The 19,146-nt window shown below is 64.9% G+C and carries 20 protein-coding genes; 10 read left to right on the top strand and 10 right to left on the bottom strand.

What is annotated here, in order from left to right; translation table 11 throughout:
• Positions 1-74: 74 nt before the first annotated feature.
• Positions 75-461 (bottom strand): winged helix-turn-helix transcriptional regulator, encoded by a 387-nt coding sequence (locus KI612_RS11345; RefSeq protein WP_226440195.1) that lies wholly within the window; start codon positions 459-461, stop codon positions 75-77.
• Positions 462-550: 89 nt separating this feature from the next.
• Here KI612_RS11345 and KI612_RS11340 point away from each other — a divergent pair, with 89 nt between their 5' ends.
• Positions 551-1,414, top strand: a complete 864-nt coding sequence (locus tag KI612_RS11340) for an SDR family oxidoreductase (protein ID WP_226440194.1) — start codon at positions 551-553, stop codon at positions 1,412-1,414.
• Between the two features lie 289 nt (positions 1,415-1,703).
• Complete coding sequence (locus KI612_RS11335) at positions 1,704-2,240, top strand: hypothetical protein (RefSeq protein WP_226440193.1); 537 nt, start codon at positions 1,704-1,706, stop codon at positions 2,238-2,240.
• A gap of 25 nt (positions 2,241-2,265) precedes the next feature.
• On the opposite strand, the gene KI612_RS11330 is transcribed toward KI612_RS11335, so the two are convergent.
• Positions 2,266-3,279: an AraC family transcriptional regulator gene (locus tag KI612_RS11330; RefSeq protein ID WP_226440192.1), complete on the bottom strand. Its 1,014-nt coding sequence runs from the start codon at positions 3,277-3,279 to the stop codon at positions 2,266-2,268.
• A 109-nt stretch (positions 3,280-3,388) separates the two neighbouring features.
• On the opposite strand from KI612_RS11330, the gene KI612_RS11325 reads away from it, so the two are divergent.
• The 5 genes from KI612_RS11325 to KI612_RS11305 all read left to right on the top strand — a co-directional run bounded on the left by KI612_RS11325 (position 3,389) and on the right by KI612_RS11305 (position 8,447).
• Complete coding sequence (locus tag KI612_RS11325) at positions 3,389-3,847, top strand: (2Fe-2S)-binding protein (RefSeq protein ID WP_226440191.1); 459 nt, start codon at positions 3,389-3,391, stop codon at positions 3,845-3,847.
• A gap of 11 nt (positions 3,848-3,858) precedes the next feature.
• Positions 3,859-6,048 carry a xanthine dehydrogenase family protein molybdopterin-binding subunit gene (locus KI612_RS11320; protein ID WP_226440190.1) on the top strand — a complete coding sequence of 730 codons (2,190 nt, stop codon included), beginning with the start codon at positions 3,859-3,861 and terminating at the stop codon, positions 6,046-6,048.
• A 13-nt stretch (positions 6,049-6,061) separates the two neighbouring features.
• Positions 6,062-7,063 carry an XdhC family protein gene (locus KI612_RS11315; protein WP_226440189.1) on the top strand — a complete coding sequence of 334 codons (1,002 nt, stop codon included), beginning with the start codon at positions 6,062-6,064 and terminating at the stop codon, positions 7,061-7,063.
• The gene (locus KI612_RS11310; protein WP_226440188.1) at positions 7,060-7,629 is read left to right on the top strand and encodes a nucleotidyltransferase family protein; all 570 of its coding nucleotides are present in this window, start codon (positions 7,060-7,062) and stop codon (positions 7,627-7,629) included. Before KI612_RS11315 ends, KI612_RS11310 begins: the two co-directional genes overlap by 4 nt.
• Before the next feature lie 119 nt (positions 7,630-7,748).
• Positions 7,749-8,447, top strand: a complete 699-nt coding sequence (locus KI612_RS11305) for a YecA/YgfB family protein (protein WP_226440187.1) — start codon at positions 7,749-7,751, stop codon at positions 8,445-8,447.
• Between the two features lie 58 nt (positions 8,448-8,505).
• Here the strand turns inward: KI612_RS11305 and KI612_RS11300 are convergent, their stop codons facing one another.
• Together KI612_RS11300 and KI612_RS11295 are read right to left on the bottom strand one after the other, a co-directional pair.
• Positions 8,506-9,969 (bottom strand): DegQ family serine endoprotease, encoded by a 1,464-nt coding sequence (locus tag KI612_RS11300; protein WP_226440186.1) that lies wholly within the window; start codon positions 9,967-9,969, stop codon positions 8,506-8,508.
• Between the two features lie 47 nt (positions 9,970-10,016).
• Complete coding sequence (locus tag KI612_RS11295; RefSeq protein ID WP_226440185.1) at positions 10,017-10,310, bottom strand: hypothetical protein; 294 nt, start codon at positions 10,308-10,310, stop codon at positions 10,017-10,019.
• Between the two features lie 110 nt (positions 10,311-10,420).
• Here KI612_RS11295 and KI612_RS11290 point away from each other — a divergent pair, with 110 nt between their 5' ends.
• Positions 10,421-10,903, top strand: a complete 483-nt coding sequence (locus tag KI612_RS11290; RefSeq protein WP_226440184.1) for a nucleoside 2-deoxyribosyltransferase — start codon at positions 10,421-10,423, stop codon at positions 10,901-10,903.
• Here the strand turns inward: KI612_RS11290 and KI612_RS11285 are convergent.
• Together KI612_RS11285 and KI612_RS11280 are read right to left on the bottom strand one after the other, a co-directional pair.
• A complete protein-coding gene (locus KI612_RS11285) occupies positions 10,900-11,652 on the bottom strand; it encodes a M90 family metallopeptidase (RefSeq protein ID WP_226440183.1) in 753 nt (250 codons plus the stop codon). The two genes, KI612_RS11290 and KI612_RS11285, sit on opposite strands and share 4 nt — an antisense overlap.
• On the bottom strand, positions 11,652-12,548 hold the full coding sequence (locus KI612_RS11280; protein WP_226440182.1) for a DMT family transporter: 897 nt from the start codon (positions 12,546-12,548) through the stop codon (positions 11,652-11,654). Before KI612_RS11280 ends, KI612_RS11285 begins: the two co-directional genes overlap by 1 nt.
• A gap of 128 nt (positions 12,549-12,676) precedes the next feature.
• Between KI612_RS11280 and KI612_RS11275 the strand changes: the two genes are divergently transcribed.
• On the top strand, positions 12,677-14,899 hold the full coding sequence (locus KI612_RS11275) for a RelA/SpoT family protein (protein ID WP_226440181.1): 2,223 nt from the start codon (positions 12,677-12,679) through the stop codon (positions 14,897-14,899).
• A 13-nt stretch (positions 14,900-14,912) separates the two neighbouring features.
• Positions 14,913-15,089, top strand: a complete 177-nt coding sequence (locus tag KI612_RS11270; RefSeq protein WP_226440180.1) for a LiaI-LiaF-like domain-containing protein — start codon at positions 14,913-14,915, stop codon at positions 15,087-15,089.
• 107 nt (positions 15,090-15,196) lie between these two features.
• On the opposite strand, the gene ppk1 is transcribed toward KI612_RS11270, so the two are convergent.
• The 4 genes from ppk1 to KI612_RS11250 form a co-directional block, all read right to left on the bottom strand.
• Complete coding sequence (gene ppk1 / locus KI612_RS11265; protein WP_226440179.1) at positions 15,197-17,278, bottom strand: polyphosphate kinase 1; 2,082 nt, start codon at positions 17,276-17,278, stop codon at positions 15,197-15,199.
• A gap of 163 nt (positions 17,279-17,441) precedes the next feature.
• Positions 17,442-18,020 (bottom strand): YceI family protein, encoded by a 579-nt coding sequence (locus KI612_RS11260; RefSeq protein ID WP_226440178.1) that lies wholly within the window; start codon positions 18,018-18,020, stop codon positions 17,442-17,444.
• 28 nt (positions 18,021-18,048) lie between these two features.
• Positions 18,049-18,600: a YceI family protein gene (locus KI612_RS11255; RefSeq protein ID WP_226440177.1), complete on the bottom strand. Its 552-nt coding sequence runs from the start codon at positions 18,598-18,600 to the stop codon at positions 18,049-18,051.
• 1 nt (position 18,601) lies between these two features.
• Entirely contained in the window at positions 18,602-19,144 is a 543-nt protein-coding gene (locus tag KI612_RS11250) for a cytochrome b (protein WP_226440176.1), read from the bottom strand.
• Positions 19,145-19,146 lie beyond the last annotated feature (2 nt).

Here is a 19,146-nt window from a genome sequence, read left to right as displayed (position 1 = left end):
GGGGGTATGAAACTCGGCTGTTCCAGCAGGCTACGCGATTCGAATCCCTCTCTCAAGCGGGATTTTCCCCGCGCTCATTTCTTCCTCCCCGCCAGAATCTCCGGCAACTTCACCTCTATCCAGTCCGCCAGCGCTTCCACCTTCTCCCCGACTTCCTCCCCCAGCGGTGTCAGCTTGTATTCCACATGCGGCGGCACGACCGGGTAGGAAATCCTCTCCACGAAGCCGTCACCTTCCAGCCATTGCAGGGTCTGGGCGAGCATTTTTTCGCTGATGCCGTTGACCTTGCGGCGCAGGTCGCTGAAGCGGTGGGTGCCGCTGCGCAGGGCGACGAGGAGCAGGACGCCCCAGCGGCTGGTGACGTGCTTGAGGACTTCGCGCGACGGGCATTTTTCGGCGAACAGCTGGCCGCGCTGCATGAGTTCGGCGAAGCCGGGGCGTGGGGTGTCGGCGTTATGCATTTTGAACTTACCTTTTTGTGCGTACTTACTAAAAGTTAGCGGTGTCGCTATTCTGCCGGCTCCCCCCACCGAAATAAAGGAAATTCATCATGATCGTCATCACCGGCGCCTCCGGCCAGCTTGGCCGCCTTGTCATCGAAGCCCTGTTGCAGACAGTTCCGGCCGGCGAAATCGTCGCCGCCGTGCGCAATCCCGAGAAAGTCGCCGATCTGGCGGCGCGCGGCGTGCAGGTGCGCGTTGCCGATTACGACCAGCCGGCCAGCCTGGCGGCCGCCTTTGCCGGCGCCGACAAGCTGCTGCTGATTTCGGCCAATGAGGTCGGTCGCCGCGTGCCGCAGCACCGCGCCGTGATCGATGCGGCCAAGGCGGCCGGCGTCGGCCTGCTTGCCTATACCAGCCTCCTGCATGCCGACAGCTCGCCGCTGCCGCTTGCCGCCGAGCACCAGGAGACGGAAGCCCTGATCCGCGCTTCCGGCCTGCCGGCGGTGATCCTGCGCAACGGCTGGTACACCGAGAATTACCTGGCCGGCATCCCGACCGCGCTGCAGTACGGCGTGGTGCTGGGTAGCGCCGGGGAAGGGCGCATCGCCTCGGCGGCGCGTGCCGACTATGCCGCGGCGGCGGCTGCCGTGCTGACGCAGGACGATCAGGCCGGGCGCATCTACGAACTGGCCGGCGACGCGTCCTACTCGTTGGCCGAACTGGCCGCCGAAATCGCCAAACAGTCGGGCCAGGCGGTCAACTACCAGAATTTGCCGGAAAGCGAATTCAAGGCCGCGCTGCTCGGCGCCGGCTTGCCGGATTTCCTGGTGACGCTACTGGCCGAGTCCGATGTCGGCGCGTCCAAGGGCGGCTTGTTCGACGACAGCCATCAGTTGAGCCAGTTGATCGGCCGGCCGACGACGTCGCTGGCCAACATGGTCGCGGCGCAGCTGGCGGCGACTGCCGCTTAAGTGCCCGGCGCCGCTTGCCGCGGTTCGGCCCGCGTGGGCTGGCCGCGCTGAGCCGGTGTTTTTCGCGCCGCCTTTGCCAGGCGGCTTTTTTATTTCTCCGGGCAGGCCGGTGTGGCGCAATAATCAAGGTGCCGGAAATCCGATGGTTGATTTGTCGCCAGCCTCGGGAAACCGCCTGCACGACGCTGCACGACAAACTGAAGAAGTACGGTCTGATCTGATTGGTCCTGGCGTAGCCGGGGGGCGGGGCAGGCTTGAGTCGCGCCTTGTGCTTGTCTAACATCGCCGTATGGAAAACGCCGAGCCCAGCTATTCAATCTGCTACCTGCTCGACCAGAACGACGTGATCGTCGATGTCGGTCCGGGTTGGGACGAGTTCGCGCGCGAAAACGACGCGCCGCATCTCGATGCTGGCAAGGTGGTCGGTCGCAAGCTGATCGATTTTGTCGCCGGCGACGACAGCCGGATGTATGTCCGTGCCATCCTGCATTCGGCACGCCTGTTCCGGCGCCCCCTGGTGCGTACCTATCGCTGCGACTCGCCGGATCAGCGGCGCTTCATGGAAATGCGCCTGAGCCTGACCGAGGACGGCTTGCTCAAGTGGGAGCATCGCCTGCTGCGTACGGAGAAAATGCAGCGGCGCATGCGTTTTCGCGCTGCGGCGGGCGGGCGCACCGCCAGGCTGACCGTGCGCTGCAGCTGGTGCAACCGCCTGAAGCTGTCCACGCACTGGTATGAGCCGGATCAGGCGCCCTTGCCGCCGGATGCCGCCAGTGGCGAGGTGCTGGTGGTCTACGGGATTTGCCCGACGTGCCGGGGCGCCTAGCCAGGCTCGCTCACACCCCTTTGCCTCAACTGCCTTCCGCCTGACGCACGACGGCGATGTCGCGCGCCGGCGGGGTGCCGAACATGCGCCGGTATTCGCGGCTGAATTGCGACGGGCTTTCGTAGCCGACGCGGTGTGCCGCCGAGGCGGCATCGTGGCGTTCGATCAGCATCAGGCGGCGCGCTTCCTGCAGGCGCAACTGCTTCTGGTACTGCAGCGGCGTCATCGCGGTGAGCGCCTTGAAATGATGGTGCAGCGACGACTTGCTCATGTTGGCGACGCCGGCGAGGTCGTCGATGCGGATCGGCTGGGCCAGGTTCTGGCGCAGCCAGCCGATGGTGCGCGCCACCTGGTGGCTGTGGTTGCCGCTCACCGCCACGTCGCGCAGGCGCGGGCCGAGCGGGCCGCTGAGCAGGTGGTAGAGCAGTTCGCGCTCGATCAGTGGGGCGAGCACCGGGATGTCGTCCGGCGTGTCAAGCAGTTGGGCCAGGCGGCAGGCCGCGTCGGCAATGCGGGTTTCCAGCGGTGCCACGGCGAGCGCGCAGGCGACGCCGGATTCGCCGCGCGGCAGCGCCGGCAGCTGGTTGCAGATTTCGGCAATTTTGAGCGGGTCGAGGGCGACCGCCAGGCCGAGATAGGGTTCGCTCAGCGAGGCGCGGGTGATTTGTGCCGTCATCGGCAGGTCGACCGATGAGACCATGTAATGCCGCGCATCGTAGTCGAGGACCGCATCGCCCAGCGTGATCCGCTTGGCGCCCTGGGCCATCATGCCGAAGGCGGAGAGGGCGATCGTGCAGATCGGCGAACTGACGCAGCTGCCGCGGAACAGCAGCAATCCCGGGACGCGCGTCGTGACGTTGCCATCGTTCGGGCAGTGGCGGTCAATCAGGTCGATCAGGTGTGATTGGCGCGGGGCGGGCGGGGTGCTGGAATCAATCCGGTCGGGCATGGTCAGAAGCAAGGTCAAGGTGTTCGCCAGCGTAGCTGCTTTGTCCTTTTTCAGCGAGAGGGCGAACTGCGTTTCTGGAGGATCAGGCAATAAGTTCGCAGTTTTGGGTTAGCGCTTGTCCGGCTGCCAGCCCCAAACTCTGCCCATAGCGTCGGTGGCAGGTACCGCCGGCAGACCAACCCCACCGAGGATTCCCGAGATGATTCAACTCAATGTGAATGGCAAGCCGGTTCGGCTTGATGTCGATCCCGAGACGCCGCTGCTCTGGGCCTTGCGCGATACCCTGCAACTGACCGGCACCAAGTACGGCTGCGGCCAGGGCCTGTGCGGCGCCTGTACCGTGCATGTCGATGGCGCGCCGCTGCGCGCCTGTTCGACGCCGGTGTCGGCGGTGGTCGGACGCAAGATCAGCACCATCGAGGTGGTCGAGGCCGAGCGGGTCGGCCAGGCCGTGCAGGCGGCCTGGCGCAAGCTCGACGTCGTGCAGTGCGGTTACTGCCAGTCCGGCCAGATCATGAGCGCCGTCGCCTTGCTGCGCCAGAACCGCAAGCCGAGCGACGCCGACATCGACGCCGCCATGTCCGGCAACCTGTGCCGCTGCGCGACCTATGTCCGGATCCGCGCCGCCATCCACGAAGCTGCCCGCAGCCTGGCTTGAGGAGAATCAGCATGCGTGAAATGAATATTGAAAACCTGAGCCGCCGCCGTTTCCTGCAGGGCGGCGCCGGCCTCACCCTGGGCTTCTGCCTGCCGTCCCTGGTGGCCGCAGCAACGGCTGAAAAAATGCCGGTGGCGACCTTCGAAGCCAATGCCTTCCTGCGCATTGGCAGCGACAACACGGTGACGGTCCTGTCCAAACACCTTGAAATGGGGCAGGGGACTTATACCGGTCTGGCGACCCTGCTCGCCGAAGAACTCGATGCCGACTGGGCGCAGGTGCGCGTCGAGGGCGCACCGGCCGATGCCCGGCGCTACAACAACCTGCTGATGGGGCCGATCCAGGGCACCGGCGGCAGTACGGCGATGGCCAATTCCTGGCAGCAGATGCGTCAGGCCGGTGCCGCCGGGCGGGCCATGCTGGTTGCGGCAGCGGCGCGGCAGTGGCAGGTGGCAGCGGACGAAATCGTGGTCGAGGCGGGCAAGCTGACTCACCCGGCCAGCAAGCGTTCGGCAACGTTCGGGCAACTCGCCGAAGCGGCCGCCAAGGAGGCCGTGCCGAGCGAGGTCAAACTCAAGGATCCGAAGGATTTCAAGCTGATCGGCAAGACCGCAAAACGGCGCGATTCGGCCGACAAGACCAACGGTACGGCAAAATTCACGCAGGACGTGCAGTTGCCCGGCATGCTGGTTGCGGTTGTCGCGCATCCGCCGCAGTTCGGCGCCACGGTCAAGGCCTTCGATGCCAGCAAGACCCGGGCGATCAAGGGCGTCGTCGATGTCGTGCAGATTCCGCAAGGCGTTGCCGTGCTCGCCAAAGACACCTGGAGCGCCAAGCTTGGTCGCGATGCGCTGCTGGTGACCTGGGACGACAGCGCTGCCTTCAAGCTGGGCAGCGACGAAATCCTCGCCCGTTACAAGGAACTCGCCAGGACACCCGGTCTGGTGGCCCGCAAGGAAGGTGATGCCGCTGCCGCTTTCGCAGCGCCAGCCAAGGTGGTCAGGGCGAGTTACGATTTTCCCTATCTGGCGCATGCCGCGATGGAGCCGATGAACTGCGTCATCCAGCTCAAGCCCGATGCTTGTGAAGTCTGGAATGGCGAGCAGTTCCAGACGGTCGACCAGGGAAATATCGCACATTTGCTCGGCCTCAAGCCGGAACAGGTGAAACTCAACATGCTGTACGCCGGTGGCAGTTTCGGCCGGCGCGCATCGACGCATTCCGATTACTTGCTTGAGGCGGCACACATCGTCAAGGCGATCAATGGTCGGGCGCCGGTCAAGCTGGTCTGGCTGCGCGAGGACGACATGCGCGGCGGCTATTACCGGCCGCTCTTCCATCACGCGCTGGAAGCGGCGCTCGATGGCAGCGGCAAGCTGGTCGGCTGGAAGCACCGCCTGGTCGGGCAGTCGATCATCGCCGGCTCACCGTTTGCCGGCATGATGATCAAGGATGGCATTGATGCGGTTTCGGTCGAAGGCGCAGCCAACCTGCCTTACGCCATTCCCAATCTGTTGGTCGATCTGCATACGCCGACCGATATCGGCGTGCCGGTGCTGTGGTGGCGTTCGGTCGGTTCGTCGCATACCGCCTTTTCGACCGAAGCCTTCCTCGACGAGGTCGCGGCCGCTGCCGGCAAGGATCCGCTGGCACTGCGCCAGGAGTTGCTGGCGGCCCACCCGCGCTATCTCGCCGTGCTCAAGCTGGCCGCCGACAAGGCGGGCTGGGGAACGAAGCTCAAGGCCGGAAAGGCCGGGGAACGACGAGGTCGCGGCATCGCCATCCACGAATCCTTCCACAGCATCGTTGCCCAGGTCGCTGAGGTCACGGTAGCGAAGGACGGCAGCCTCAAGGTGGATCGCGTGGTCTGCGCGGTCGATTGCGGCACGGCGATCAATCCGGACAACATCCGCTCGCAGGTCGAGGGCGGCATCGGCTTCGCGCTGTCGGCCGTGCTGCACGGTGAAATCACGCTCAAGGAAGGGCGCGTCGAGCAGGGTAATTTCGATGGCTACGCGCCGCTGCGTATCAACGAGATGCCCAGGGTGGAAGTGCATATCGTGCCCTCGGCCGCACCGCCGACCGGGATCGGCGAACCGGGCGTGCCGCCGGTGGCGCCGGCCATCGCCAATGCCATTGCGGCGGCGACCGGCAAGCGCGTGCATCGCCTGCCGATCCGGCCGGCCGACCTGCTGGCCTGAGAGGGAGGCGGACATGGATAGCCTGGATACGCAGGTGCTCGCCGCCGCCCGACGCTGGGCCAACGAAGGCCGGCGTTTCGCGCTGGTCACCGTGGCCCGGACCTGGGGCTCGGCGCCGCGCCCGCCCGGCGCCCGGATGATCCTGCGCGACGACGGCATGGTGCAGGGCTCGGTTTCCGGTGGCTGCATCGAGGACGACCTGATCCAGCGCAAGCTGGCCGGCGAGTTTTCCGATGGTCCGCCGCAGGTCGTGCGCTACGGCGTGACGCAGGACGAGGCGCACCGCTTCGGCCTGCCCTGCGGCGGCACGCTCGAACTGGTCGTCGAGGCGGCGCCTGATCTTGCTGCCCTTGAGTTGCTTGCCGAACGCATCGCCGGCGGCCAGCTGGTGCGCCGCGAGCTGGATCTGGCGAGTGGCCGGGTGCGCATCCATGCCGGCGCCGCCGGCGATGCGCTGGCCTGGGACGGCGCGACGCTGAGCACGCCGCACGGCCCGGCCTGGCGCCTGCTGATCATCGGCGCCGGGCAGATTTCGCGCTACCTGGCGAGCATGGCGCAGGCGCTCGGTTACCGCGTGCTGGTCTGCGATCCGCGCGAGGAATTCGCCGGCGAATGGGACGTGCCAGGCGCCGAGCGCGTAGCGGGCATGCCCGACGACGTGGTCAACGAACTGGCGCTCGATCCGCGCAGCGCCGTGGTGGCGCTGACCCACGACCCCAAGCTCGACGACATGGCGCTGCTCGAAGCGCTCAAGTCGCCGGCCTTCTACGTCGGGGCGCTCGGCTCGCAGCTCAACAACGACAAGCGGCGCGCCCGCCTGCTCGAATATTTCGATCTCACGGCTGCCGAGGTGGCGCGCTTGCACGGGCCGGTCGGGCTGCCGATCGGCAGCCGGACGCCACCGGAAATCGCCGTCTCCATCCTGGCCGAGATGACCGCGGTCAAGAACTCGGTGCAGCCGGTGACGGCCGGCGCGGCGCGCGAAGCCGATCCCTACGCCTGCCGCGTCGGATGAGCCGGGGCGTCGTCGGCATCCTGCTCGCCGCCGGTTTCGCCCGGCGTTTCGGCAGTGACAAGCGGCTGCAGCGCCTGACTGACGGGCGCGCGATGGCCGTGGTCGCCGCCGGTCAGCTGCTTCAGGCCGGCGTGCCGGTGATCGCCGTGGTCCGCCCGGAGGATGCCGAACTCGCCGAATTGCTTGCGACCGCCGGGTGCGAGGTGGTCGGCGCGGCTGCTGCGCAGCTCGGCATGGGCCACAGTCTGGCGGCTGGCGTCGCGGCGAGTCCGGATGCGGCGGGCTGGCTGGTTGCCCTGGCCGACATGCCGCGTCTGCAGGTTGCCTCGCATCGCGCCGTGCTTGCCGCGCTGCATGCCGGCGCGAGCCTCGCGCGCAGCGAACATGCCGGGCAGGCCGGGCATCCGGTCGGCTTTGCCGCGCGCTGGCGCGAGCAACTGCTCGCCCTGAGCGGCGATGCCGGCGCGCGCCAACTGGTGCAGGCGGGCGCAGCCGAGCTGATGCGCTGTCCGGTCAATGATCCCGGCGTGCTGTTCGACGTCGATCTGCCCGGCGATCTCGCCTGAGCCGGCGGGCAAAATTGCCTGTTTTTTGCGGTCGACCGGTGGCCGGCCGGCGACATAGGGCCTGACGACAGGCGCCGCCTGGGCTATGATTGTCCGGTTGCCACAGGATAGATCCAAGAATGAACCCGACCCCCCTGAACGATGCCGATCTCGATCGTCTCGAAGAACTGCTTGAAGCCGATATTTTCAATGGCGATGCGATGCGCCTCGACGAAATCCAGGCCATTTTGTGCGCCGTCGTGAGTGGACCGGTGAGCGTGCCGCCGACCGTCTGGCTGCCGGAAGTGCTGGGCGAAGGCATGGCATCGGCCGAGGGCGATCCCATCCTCGGCGAAGCGGTCGAACTGCTGATGCGCCTCAACAATGACATCGCTGCCGCGCTGCTCGCGGACGAAACGGTGTCGCCGGTGCTCTATCCGCTCGACGAAAAGTGCGAAGACTACGATTACGCCGCCTGGGCCGATTCCTACGTGTTCGGTGCCGGCATGGCCGGCGACTGGTACGAGCTGGCCGGCAAGCATGCCGACGATCTCTCGGAGCTGCTCGAACCGATGTTCCTGTTGAACGGCATGCTCAAGGAAGACGTCGAGAAAAGCGGCGAGCGCTGGTTCGCGCCGGCCGAAGAAGCCCGCCTGGTTGCCGACATCCAGGAAAACCTGCCGGTCATCGTGCAGACCCTGTACAACTTCTGGCGCAACAAGCGCGCCGGCGGCACGGTCAAGCGCGAAGAGCCGAAGTCCGGCCGCAACGATCCGTGCCCCTGTGGCAGCGGTCGCAAATACAAGCAATGCTGCGGCTCGCCGGAAAAGCTGAACTGATCCGTATGTGCCATGCAAAAAGGGCCGCTCGACGAGCGGCCCTTTTGCTTTTTGGCGTTTAGCCGAGGTCGACCGGTACGAACAGCCGTGAGTCGCCGCGTTCGACCAGGATGGCGACACGTTTGCCGGCCTTGCCGACCAGCTGGCGCAATTGTTCGGTGCTGCTTACCGCTTCGCCATTCACCGACAGGATGATGTCGCCGGGCTGGATGCCGGCGCGGGCCGCGGCGCCACTGGCATTCTCGACCACGACGCCGCCCTTGAGCTCGGCGCGGCGCTGCTCTTCCGGCGTCAGGGCGCGTACCGCGACACCAAGCCGGCCCTTGTTGGGTTCGGCGCTGTCGTTGCTCGCCACCTTGGGTTCGCTGAAGCTGCCGACCTTGGCTTCGATGACGCGGCTGGCGCCGTTGCGCCAGATCTGCAGCTTGGCCGTCTCACCGGCAGCCATGCCGGCGACGATGGCAGGCAGTTCGCCGGAGCCGGCGATTTCGCGACCGTTGATGGCAAGGATCACGTCGCCCGGTTCGAGACCGGCCTTGGCGGCCGGGCTGCCTTTTTCGACCGAACTGACCAGTGCACCGTTGGGCTTCTTCAGGCCGAAGGAATCGGCCAGCGACTGGTTGATGTCCTGGATGGTGACGCCGAGCCGGCCGCGCTGCACCTTGCCGCTGGTCACGATCTGCTTCTCGATGCCCATCGCGACTTCGATCGGGATGGCGAAGGACAGGCCCTGGTAGCCGCCGCTGCGCGAGTAGATCTGCGAGTTGATGCCGATCACTTCGCCGGCCATGTTGAACAGCGGGCCGCCCGAGTTGCCGGGATTGACCGCGACGTCGGTCTGGATGAAGGGCACGTAGCTGCCGTCGGGCAGGGTGCGCGACTTGGCCGAGACGATGCCGGCGCTGGCGCTGTTCTCGAAGCCGAAGGGCGAGCCGATGGCGAGCACCCATTCGCCGACGCGCGTATTGGCGGCGCTGCCGATCTTCACGGTGGGCAGGTTGCTGGCCTCGATCTTGAGCACGGCGACGTCGCTCGCCTTGTCGAGGCCTTTGACCTTGGCCTTGAATTCGCGCTTGTCGGTCAGCTTGACGGTGACTTCCTCGGCGCCCTCAACGACGTGGGCGTTGGTCAGGATGGTGCCGTCGCTGGTGACGATGAAGCCCGAGCCCTGGCCGCGCACTGGCGTTTCACCGCCGCGTGGCTGGGCACCGCGGAAGCGGCGGAAGAATTCGTAGAAGGGATCGTCGGGGTCGATCTGCAACTGGTCAGCCTGGTTGTTGCCGGTCTTGCGCGAACCGGTGACGCTGATATTGACCACAGCCGGTCCGTTGCGCTCGACGATGCTGCCCATGTCGGGCAGGGCGGCGCTCGGCGCGAAAGCCTGCGGCGCGGCGACGGGGGGCGGCAGGGTGGCGGCACTGGCTTCGCTGATCGTCTGGATGTGACCGAGCGAGTAGGCGCCGCCGAGGGCGGCGGTCAGGGCAAGGGCAAGAACGGTGAGTTTCAGTTTGCGTACGGGCATGGCTGCTTTCTCCATTTTGTCTTTGTGGAAAATCCGGTGATCGTGGTTCAGGGCATCTGTTCGAGGCTGCTGCGCGTCTGGCGGCGCTCGACGTCGACGCTGGCCAGCTGGGTGGCTGCGCTTGGCGCCCGCGCTGCCCTGGTATTGTTCTCGGCCATGGCGGCACCGCCGAACAGGGCGCCGCTGCCGCCGGCGAGCAGCGCCAGGCGCAGGATGGCCCAGCGCAGGTTGTGAAGCGGGGAACGGGCCGCCTGGCGCCGCTCGGGCAGGCCGAGGTAGGTGCGCGAGGTGGCAATGAAATTGGCGATGCTTGTCGCTTGCCGGGGATCGGTGATCAGCATGGCGGGGTCCTCTGCAAAAAAAGCACAGATGCCATGTTTGCCCAGAACGCCGGATTTTCAAGTACCCTTTTTGCGACTGTTTGTATCACGATGTTGCCAAGGGTAATGCCATGAAAATCTACCTCGCCGGTCCCGATGTCTTTCGTCCCGATGCCCTGGCCTGGGCCGAAGAAGCGCGCCGTGCGTGTCATGCTGCCGGGCATTCGGCGCTGGTCCCGCTCGATGGCGTCGAAACGACGGCGGCGGGCATCTATTACGCCAATATCGGCCTGATTCGCGCCGCCGATGCGGTGATTGCCAATCTCAACCCGTTTCGCGGCTGCGAGCCGGATTCCGGCACCTGTGTCGAGGTCGGCTTTGCGCTGGCGCTGGGCAAGCCGGTCTTCGGCTATCTGTCCAGCGAAGAGGGTACGACCGAGCGCGTCGCCCGTCTGGCCGGAGCGGCGCTGGAAATTCGCGACGGCCGGGCAGTCGACCGTGACGGCCTGTTGGTCGAGGATTTCGGCCTGCCGCTCAACCTGATGCTGGCGGTGCCGGTGCGTCTGGTGGTCGGCGGTCTGGACGAAGCGCTGGCGTTGTTGAACGCCGGCTAGGCGCCGAGCCGGGCGAGCGGGTCCTGGCGGTAATAGTCGCGGAGCAGGGCGTAGAGTTCGGGATATTCGGCGGTGAGCAGCGCCGGCTGCTCGAAGAAGTTTTCGCTGAGCACTGCGAAGAACTCGGCCGGATGTTCGCTGGCGTAGGGATCGATGCGCGTTTCCTCGCCGCTGTCCACGCGCAGGCAGAAGTCTTCCCAGGCGGCGAAAAACACCTTTTCCCAGCGGTCGACCGGTAAACCGGCATGCAGGGCCGGAATGCCGTCGGCTTCGCCATTCAGCATGTCCAGCTTGTGGGCGAATTCGTGGATGACCACGTTGTAGCCGTCGCCGGCCATCTGCGCATCGCGCCACGAGATGATCAGCGGCCCGCCTTCCCAGGCTTCGCCGGAGAGCACGTCGTCGTATTCATGCACGACGCCGTCCTCGTCCGCCATTTGCCGGGGCACGACGAATTCGTCCGGGTAGATCACGATGCCGACCCAGCCGCGATAGGCGCTCAGCCCGAATTCGAGGATGGGCAGGCAGCCCTGGGCGGCGATCGCGACGCACATCGCGTCGCTCAGTTCGAGGCCGCCGCCGGTGCTGAATTCCTTTTCGGCGAGGAATTCCTCGGCGAGCAATTTCAGCCTTTTTTGCTCGTCGACCGTCAGGACGGCGAGAAAGGGCAGGCCGGCGACGGTCTGCGCCCACAGGTCGGCGGCAATCTCGGGGCGGCGCCGGCCGCGCAGCCAGTCGAAGAGGCCCATTATTTCTTCGTGGTCAGCCAGATGCCGGTGAAGATCAGGCCGATGCCGAGGTAGTGATACCAGTACGGGATTTCGCCGAGGAACAGGGCCGAGAGCAGGGTGCCGAAGACCGGCATCAGGTGGATGAACAGGCTGGCCTTGTTGGCGCCGACTTCGGCAACGCCGCGGTTGTAGAAAATGTAGCCGACGAAGCTCGGAAAGACGCCGACGTAGGCAATCGAAGCGAGTGATGCGGCGTGCAGGTTGATTTGCCGGCCGCCGGCGATTTCCCAGAGATAGGCCGGGGTCAGCGCGAGCAGGCCGACCGCGGTCATCGCGCCGAGCATCAGCATCGGATGCACGCCGGCCGGACGCCAGGCGAGGCCGACCGTGTAGATGGCCCAGACCAGCACGGCGCCAAGCATCCAGACGTCGCCGAGATTGAGGTTGAGATGCAGCAGGATGTTGAAGTCGCCGTGCGCGACGATGGTCAGCGCGCCGCATAGCGAGATCAGCACGCCGAGACCTTCGATCCGGCGCAGGTGCTTGCCGAGAAAGGCCCAGGAAATGGCGATGGTGGCGACCGGAATGAAGGAATTGAGCAGTACGGCGTTGGTTGCCGAGGTGTATTGCAGCGCGATGTAGGCGAAGGTGTTGTAGCAGCCGACGCCGAGCACGCCAAGCAGCAGCACCGGCTTCCAGCCCTGTTTCAGTTGCGGCCACTGGCTTTTCAGGTGCGGCAGCGCGAGCGGCAGGACGAGCAGCAGGGCAATCGCCCAGCGCCAGAAGGCGAGGGCCATGGGCGGCACATCGGCGCGCACGCCGCGGCCGATGACCATGTTGCCCGACCAGAAGAGCGCGGTCAGGGTCAGCAGCAGGTAGGGGCTGGTCAGGAAGTTATGGTGTTTTGCAGTCATGGCGGGATTATGCCTGAGCCGGGAGAGGCCTTTCAGATGCGGTTATCCCCAATAGGGTTCCCGCTGTTTGTGGTGCGGGCATGTTTGCCGGCATCGCTTGCCGCCTCCCGGACGGTATAATCCGCCACATGGTTTCCGTCGTTCATTCCGTCGCCGCCCAGAGCGACTTCGATAAGTTCCTCGCCACCCTTTCCGCAGGGCTGGCCGAGCCCGATGCAGAGCGCCTGAAAAAGGCCGTTGAATACGCCTGGGAGAGCTACGGCGACCGGGTGCTCGGCAGCGGCGAACGGGTCTGGTCACACGCACTCGGCATGGCGGTGATCATCGCCGGCCTCAAGCTCGACGCCGAGTCGCGCATCGCCGCCATGCTGTTTGCCATTCCGTCCTATGACGAGCACGGCGTGGCGCGCATCGAGGAAAAATTCGGCAAGCCGGCGGCACATCTGGTCGCCGGCGTTTCCCGTCTCGACCGCCTGCGTCCGATTACCAAGGGCTTTGTCGCCGCCAACATCGAGGCCGGCGAAGTCAATCCGGCCGAGGTCAAGGCGCAGGTCGAAGTGCTGCGCAAGATGCTGCTCGCCATGGTCGAGGACATCCGCGTCGTGCTGCTGCGCCTGGCCAGCCGGACGCAGACCTTGCGCTTCTACGCGGCCAACCCGGACGACCTGCGCGTCCAGGTGGCGCGCGAGACGCTCGAACTCTATTCGCCGCTCGCCAACCGGCTCGGGGTCTGGGAACTGAAGTGGGAACTGGAGGATCTGTCCTTCCGTTTCATTCACCCGGACACCTATAAAAAAATCGCCAAGATGCTCGACGAGAAGCGCAGCGAGCGCGAGCAGTTCATCGTCGAAGCGGTCGCCAGGGTGCGTCAGGAACTGGCTGCGGTGGGCGTTGAAAAGGCCGAGATCTACGGCCGGCCGAAGCACATCTACAGCATCTGGAACAAGATGCGCAAAAAGGGCGTCGAGTTCTCCGAGGTCTATGACGTGCGCGCGCTGCGCATCATCGTCGACGACCTCAAGGACTGCTACACCGCACTTGGCATCGTGCATAACCTGTGGTCGCCGATTTCCAAGGAATTCGATGACTACATCTCGAATCCCAAGGGCAACAACTATCGTTCGCTGCACACTGCCGTGCGTTGCCCGGACGGGCGCAGCCTGGAAATCCAGATCCGTACCTGGGAAATGCACAAGCACGCCGAACTCGGCGTGGCGGCCCACTGGCGCTACAAGGAAGGCAGCAAGCGGGCGGGTGGCGATGACTACGACGACAAGATCGCCTGGCTGCGCCAGCTGCTGACCTGGAAGGACGAAGTCGCCGACAGTTCCGACTGGGTGTCGCGCTACAAGCAGGCGGCGCTCGACGAGACTCTCTACGTCATGACGCCGCAGGGCAAGGTGGTTGACCTGCCGCAGGGTTCGACGCCGGTCGACTTTGCTTACCGCGTGCATACCGATCTCGGCCACCGTTGCCGCGGTGCCAAGGTCAATGGCCATCTGGTGACACTGAATACGCCGCTCGAGACCGGGCAGCAGGTCGACATCATTACCGCCAAGGTCGGCGGGCCGTCGCGCGACTGGCTGAATCCGACGCTCAACTACATCCATACCAAGAGCGCGCGGGTCAAGGTGCGCGCCTGGTTCTCCAACCTGGCGCTGGAGGAAACCCTGGCCGAAGGCCGGGCCATCGTCACCAAGGAATTGCAGCGCGCCGGCCAGACCAGCGCCAATATCGAGGAACTGTCGCACAAGCTCGGTTTCTCGCGCGCCGACGACATGTATATCGCCGCGGCGCGCGGCGAGATGAACCTGCGCCAGTTCCAGGCGGTGGCGCGCGGCGGCGACCTGCTCGCTGAAACGCTGGCGCCGGACGAGGTGCAGACGCGGCCGAGCAAACCGGTCGAGGGCAATCAGGGCATCCTGATCGTCGGCGTGGACAAGTTGCTGACCCAACTGGCGCGCTGCTGCAAGCCGGCGCCGCCCGACGAGATCCAGGGCTTCATCACGCGCGGCAAGGGCATCTCGATCCACCGCATGGATTGCTCCAATTTTGCCAATCTTGCGGCGATGCACCCGGAGCGCGTCATCGAGACCGACTGGGGCGTGCAGACGACCGGTGTTTTCGCCGCCGACATCGTCGTCGATGCGCACGACCGGCAAGGCCTGCTGCGCGACATTTCGGAAATCTTCACGCGCGAAAAGCTCAACGTCGTCGGCGTCAATACCCAGTCCAAGCAGGGCAAGGCGCACATGAGCTTTACCGTCGAAATCACCAACCTGCAGCAGATGCAGAAAACGCTGACCCTGATCCACGATGTCGAAGGCGTGGTCGGCGTGCGTCGCGCCTGACCGGAGAACAGCGATGAAGGGAAATTTTGCGGCCATCGCGCTGGCGGTGATCGGGGTGCTGGCCCTGGCGGTCAATCTCGATCTGCTCGAAATCGACCTGGTCAATCTGCTGCGCAAATGGTGGCCGCTGGCGCTGATTGCGCTGGGCGTGGCGCTTTACTTCACGCCGGACGACCAGCCGCGCCGCTAGGCTTGGTCCCGCTGCCTGCGGGGCTGCATTGGCTGGTATGGTGAACAAACAAAAGGGCAGAAAAGCGGCGAGTGCCGCATTTCTGCCCTTTTTTCAGAGTCGACCGTTCAAACGCCGCCCAGCGTCAGCATCAGTTCACCCTGCGCATTGTGCGGCTTGGCGCGGGCCGAGCGCCGGCGCTGGTACACGCCCTGGCTGTTCATGTCCCAGCCCTGCTGGTTGTCGGCCATGTAGAACTTGAGGCCTTCGGTGATGACGCGCTTTTTCAGCTTGGGATCGAGAATCGGGAAGGCGAGTTCGATGCGCTTGAAGAAATTGCGCTCCATCCAGTCGGCGCTGGACAGATAGACCGATTCCTTGCCGCCGGCGAAGAAATAGAAAATCCGGTGGTGTTCGAGGAAGCGGCCGATGATCGAGCGGACGCGGATGTTGTCCGACAGCCCCGGGACACCCGGGCGCAACGCACAGACGCCGCGCACGATGAGGTCGATCGAGACGCCGGCTTGCGAGGCTTCGTAGAGGGCGTTGATGACCTCGGCTTCGAGCAGCGAATTCATCTTGGCGACGATGCGCGCCTTGCCGCCGGCACGTGCCGTCTCGGCCTCGGCCTGGATCGCGGCGACGACGTTCGGTTGCAGCGTGAATGGCGCCTGCCACAGGTGCTTCAAGGTGCGCGCCTTGCCCAGACCGGTCAACTGCTTGAAAACCTCGGAAACGTCGTGGGTGATTTCCTCGTTGGCGGTCATCAGGCCGAAGTCGGAGTAAAGGCGGGCGGTGCGCGGGTGATAGTTGCCGGTGCCGAGATGGGCGTAGCGCTTCAGGCCGCCTTCTTCGCGGCGCACGATGAGCAGCGCCTTGGCGTGCGTCTTGTAGCCGACCACGCCATAGACGACATGCGCGCCGACTTCTTCGAGCTTGGTCGCCCAGCTGATGTTGGCTTCTTCATCGAAGCGCGCCATCAGTTCGACGACGACGGTGACTTCCTTGCCGTTCTGGGCGGCACGGATCAGCGACTGCATCAGCACCGAGTCGGTGCCGGTGCGGTACACCGTCATCTTGATGGCGACGACATTGGAATCGCTGGCCGCCTGGTTGAGCAGCTCGATGACCGGCGAGAACGACTGGTAGGGATGGTGCAGCAGGATGTCGCCACGGCGGATGCTGGCGAAAATATTGACGCCCTTGCCGACTGCCTTGGGGATGCCGGGGACGAAGGAGGAAAACTTCATTTCCGGGCGGTCGACCCAGTCCGGCACCTGCATCAGGCGGACGAGGTTGACCGGGCCATGTACGCGGTAGAGATCGGCATCCTTGAGACCAAACTGGGCGAGCAGGAATTCGGTCATCGCCGGCGAGCAGTTGTCGGCCACTTCGAGTCGTACGGCATCGCCGAAATGGCGGTGCGGCAGTTCGCCCTGCAGCTTGGTGCGCAGGTTGGTGACTTCTTCCTCATCGACGAAGAGGTCGGAATTGCGCGTGGCGCGGAACTGGTAGCAGCCGAGCACGCTCATGCCGGTGAACAGTTCGCCGACAAACTCGTGCAGGATGGACGACAGGAAAACGAAGCCGTATTCGCAACCGGCGAGTTCTTCCGGCAGGCGGATGACGCGCGGCAGGACGCGCGGTGCCTGGACGATGGCGGCGTTGGAGCTGCGCCCGAAAGCGTCCTTGCCTTCAAGTTCGACGGCAAAATTGAGGCTCTTGTTGAGCACCTTGGGGAAGGGGTGCGACGGGTCGAGTCCGATCGGGGTCAGCACCGGCACCATCTCGCGGATGAAGTAGTTGCGGATCCATTCGCGCTGCGCTTCGTTCCAGGACGAGCGGCGCAGGAAGCGGATGCCTTCCTCGGCGAGTGCCGGCAGGATCACGTCGTTGAGGTGCTGGTATTGCTCGGTGACGATCGCATGCGCCTCGGCCGAGACCAGGCGGAAGGCCTCATGCGGCGTCTTGCCGTCGGTGGTCAGGATCGGCGCATTGGCCTTGACCTGTTCCTTGAGGCCGGCCATGCGGATCTCGAAAAACTCGTCCATGTTGCTGGACACGATGCACAGGAAGCGCAGGCGCTCGAGCAGCGGCACCCGTTCGTCTTCCGCCTGGGCCAGCACGCGCCGGTTGAAGGCGAGCATGCCGAGTTCGCGGTTGAGATAATTCTCGGTCGGGAAGCGGGGTTTGATTTGGGGATGATGCATCGCGCGCTCCAAGTGTTTTCTGAAGTATATTCCTTAAGCCCATCATTTTGTTGCACTAATGTTTCAGTGTGATGACATGGGATGGGCCTGTGGCAGCGGCGGTGCGGTCCACGAAAAACGCCGCCCGATAAGGCGGCGTTGGCTTGCAAGAGCAAGACTCAGCTTATTGCTTGATCGCTTCGATAGCGACTTCGATGCGCACTTCGTCACCAACGTAAGGCGCGTACTTGCCGGCATTGAATTCCGAGCGCTTGACCACGGTCCAGGCATTGGCGCCGATCGCATCCTTCTTCAGCATCGGGTGCGGCATGGCCTGGAAGGAGGTCACGGTCAGGGTCACCGGCTTGGTGACGCCTTTCAGGGTCAGGTTGCCTTCGACGCTGACCGGCTTGTCGCCTTCGAAGACGACCTTGGTCGACTTGAAGGTGGCGGTCGGGTACTTGGCGGTGTCGAGGAAGTCTTCACCCTGGATGTGCTCGTTGAAGGTGTCGAAGCCGGTATCGACGGATTTGGTGTCGATCACGATGTCGACCGAACCGGTCTTGGCGACCTTGTCGAAAACGACCTTGCCGCTGTTCTTGTTGAAGCGCGAGAGCTGGGTCGAGTAGCCGAAGTGGCTGTACGAGAAGCGCGAGAAGGTGTGCGTGCTGTCGGCGACGTAGGTTTCCGGGGCGGCCAGCGCCGGGGCGGCGGCAGCGGCGGAAAGGACGAGGGCGGCGGCGATCTTGTTGAATTTTTGCATGGTGATTCTCCTGTTTGGGGTTGGGGGCTTACTTGCTGTTGGCGGTGATGTGGAACTTGATGAGGACGTCGTTGGCGACGATGTCGAACTTGGCCCAGGAACCTTCGCCGATAGCGAAATCGGCGCGGCGGATGGTGAAGCTGCCGTCGAAGGCACCGCTCTTGCCCTGTGCCGTGAAGGTGGCGGGGACGACGACGGCCTGCGTCTTGCCCTTGATGCTGAGCTGGCCGGCGACTTCGTACTTGTTGCCACCGAGCGGCTTGACGCCGGTCGACACGAAACGGGCAGTCGGGAAGGCCTTGGTGTTGAACCAGGGCTTGCCGGCCACTTCGTCGTCGCCTTCCGGGGCGCCGGTATCGACGCTGGCCAGGTCGACATCGAAGCTGGCGCTGGCCGATGCCGGGCGGGCCGGGTCGAAGGCGAGCTGGCTGGAAAAGCGCTTGAATTTGCCGTCGACCGCGACACCCATCTGCTTGTAGGTGAAGTTGATGGCGCTCTTGTCAGCCTGGACCTGGGTGAATTCGGCAGCCTGGGCCGCGAAGGCGGTAGTCAGTGCGAAAGCGAGGGCGATGCGTTTCATGTCAGTTCTCCTTGGCGTGACGGGGCAACATGCGGGTCAGGATGTCGTCCTTGTCGATGAAGTGGTGCTTGAGGGCGGCGCCGATATGGGCGAGCAGGGTGAGGATGAAGAGGATGGCGAGCGCTGCATGGACTTCGGCCAGTTGCGCACCGAGTTCCTTGTTCTTCTCGAGCAGGTCGGGAATCGGCAGGATGCCGAACCAGACGGTCTGGAAGCCCTTGGCCGAACTCATCAGCCAGCCGGACAGCGGCATGGCGAGCATCAGCAGGTAGAGCGCCAGGTGGCCGGCATGCGCCGCCAGTTGCATCAGCTTCGGCATGCTCGCCGGCAGGGCGGGCGGCCGGTGCGCGACGCGCCAGGCGAGGCGGACCAGGACGAGCAGGAAGGCGGTGACGCCGGCCCACTTGTGCCACGAGTAGAGCTGCAGCTTTTCCGGCGACAGCGGCAGATCATGCATGTAGAAGCCGAGCGCAAGCAGGCCGATGAGCAGGATCGCCATTGCCCAGTGCAGGCCCTTGGCAGTGCGGGTGTAATGAGTGGACACGG

The organism is Quatrionicoccus australiensis (assembly GCF_020510525.1).
Lineage (GTDB): Bacteria > Pseudomonadota > Gammaproteobacteria > Burkholderiales > Rhodocyclaceae > Azonexus > Azonexus australiensis_B.
The sequence above is the reverse complement of the archived record's forward strand: the minus strand, read 5'-3'. Positions and strand labels throughout refer to the sequence as shown.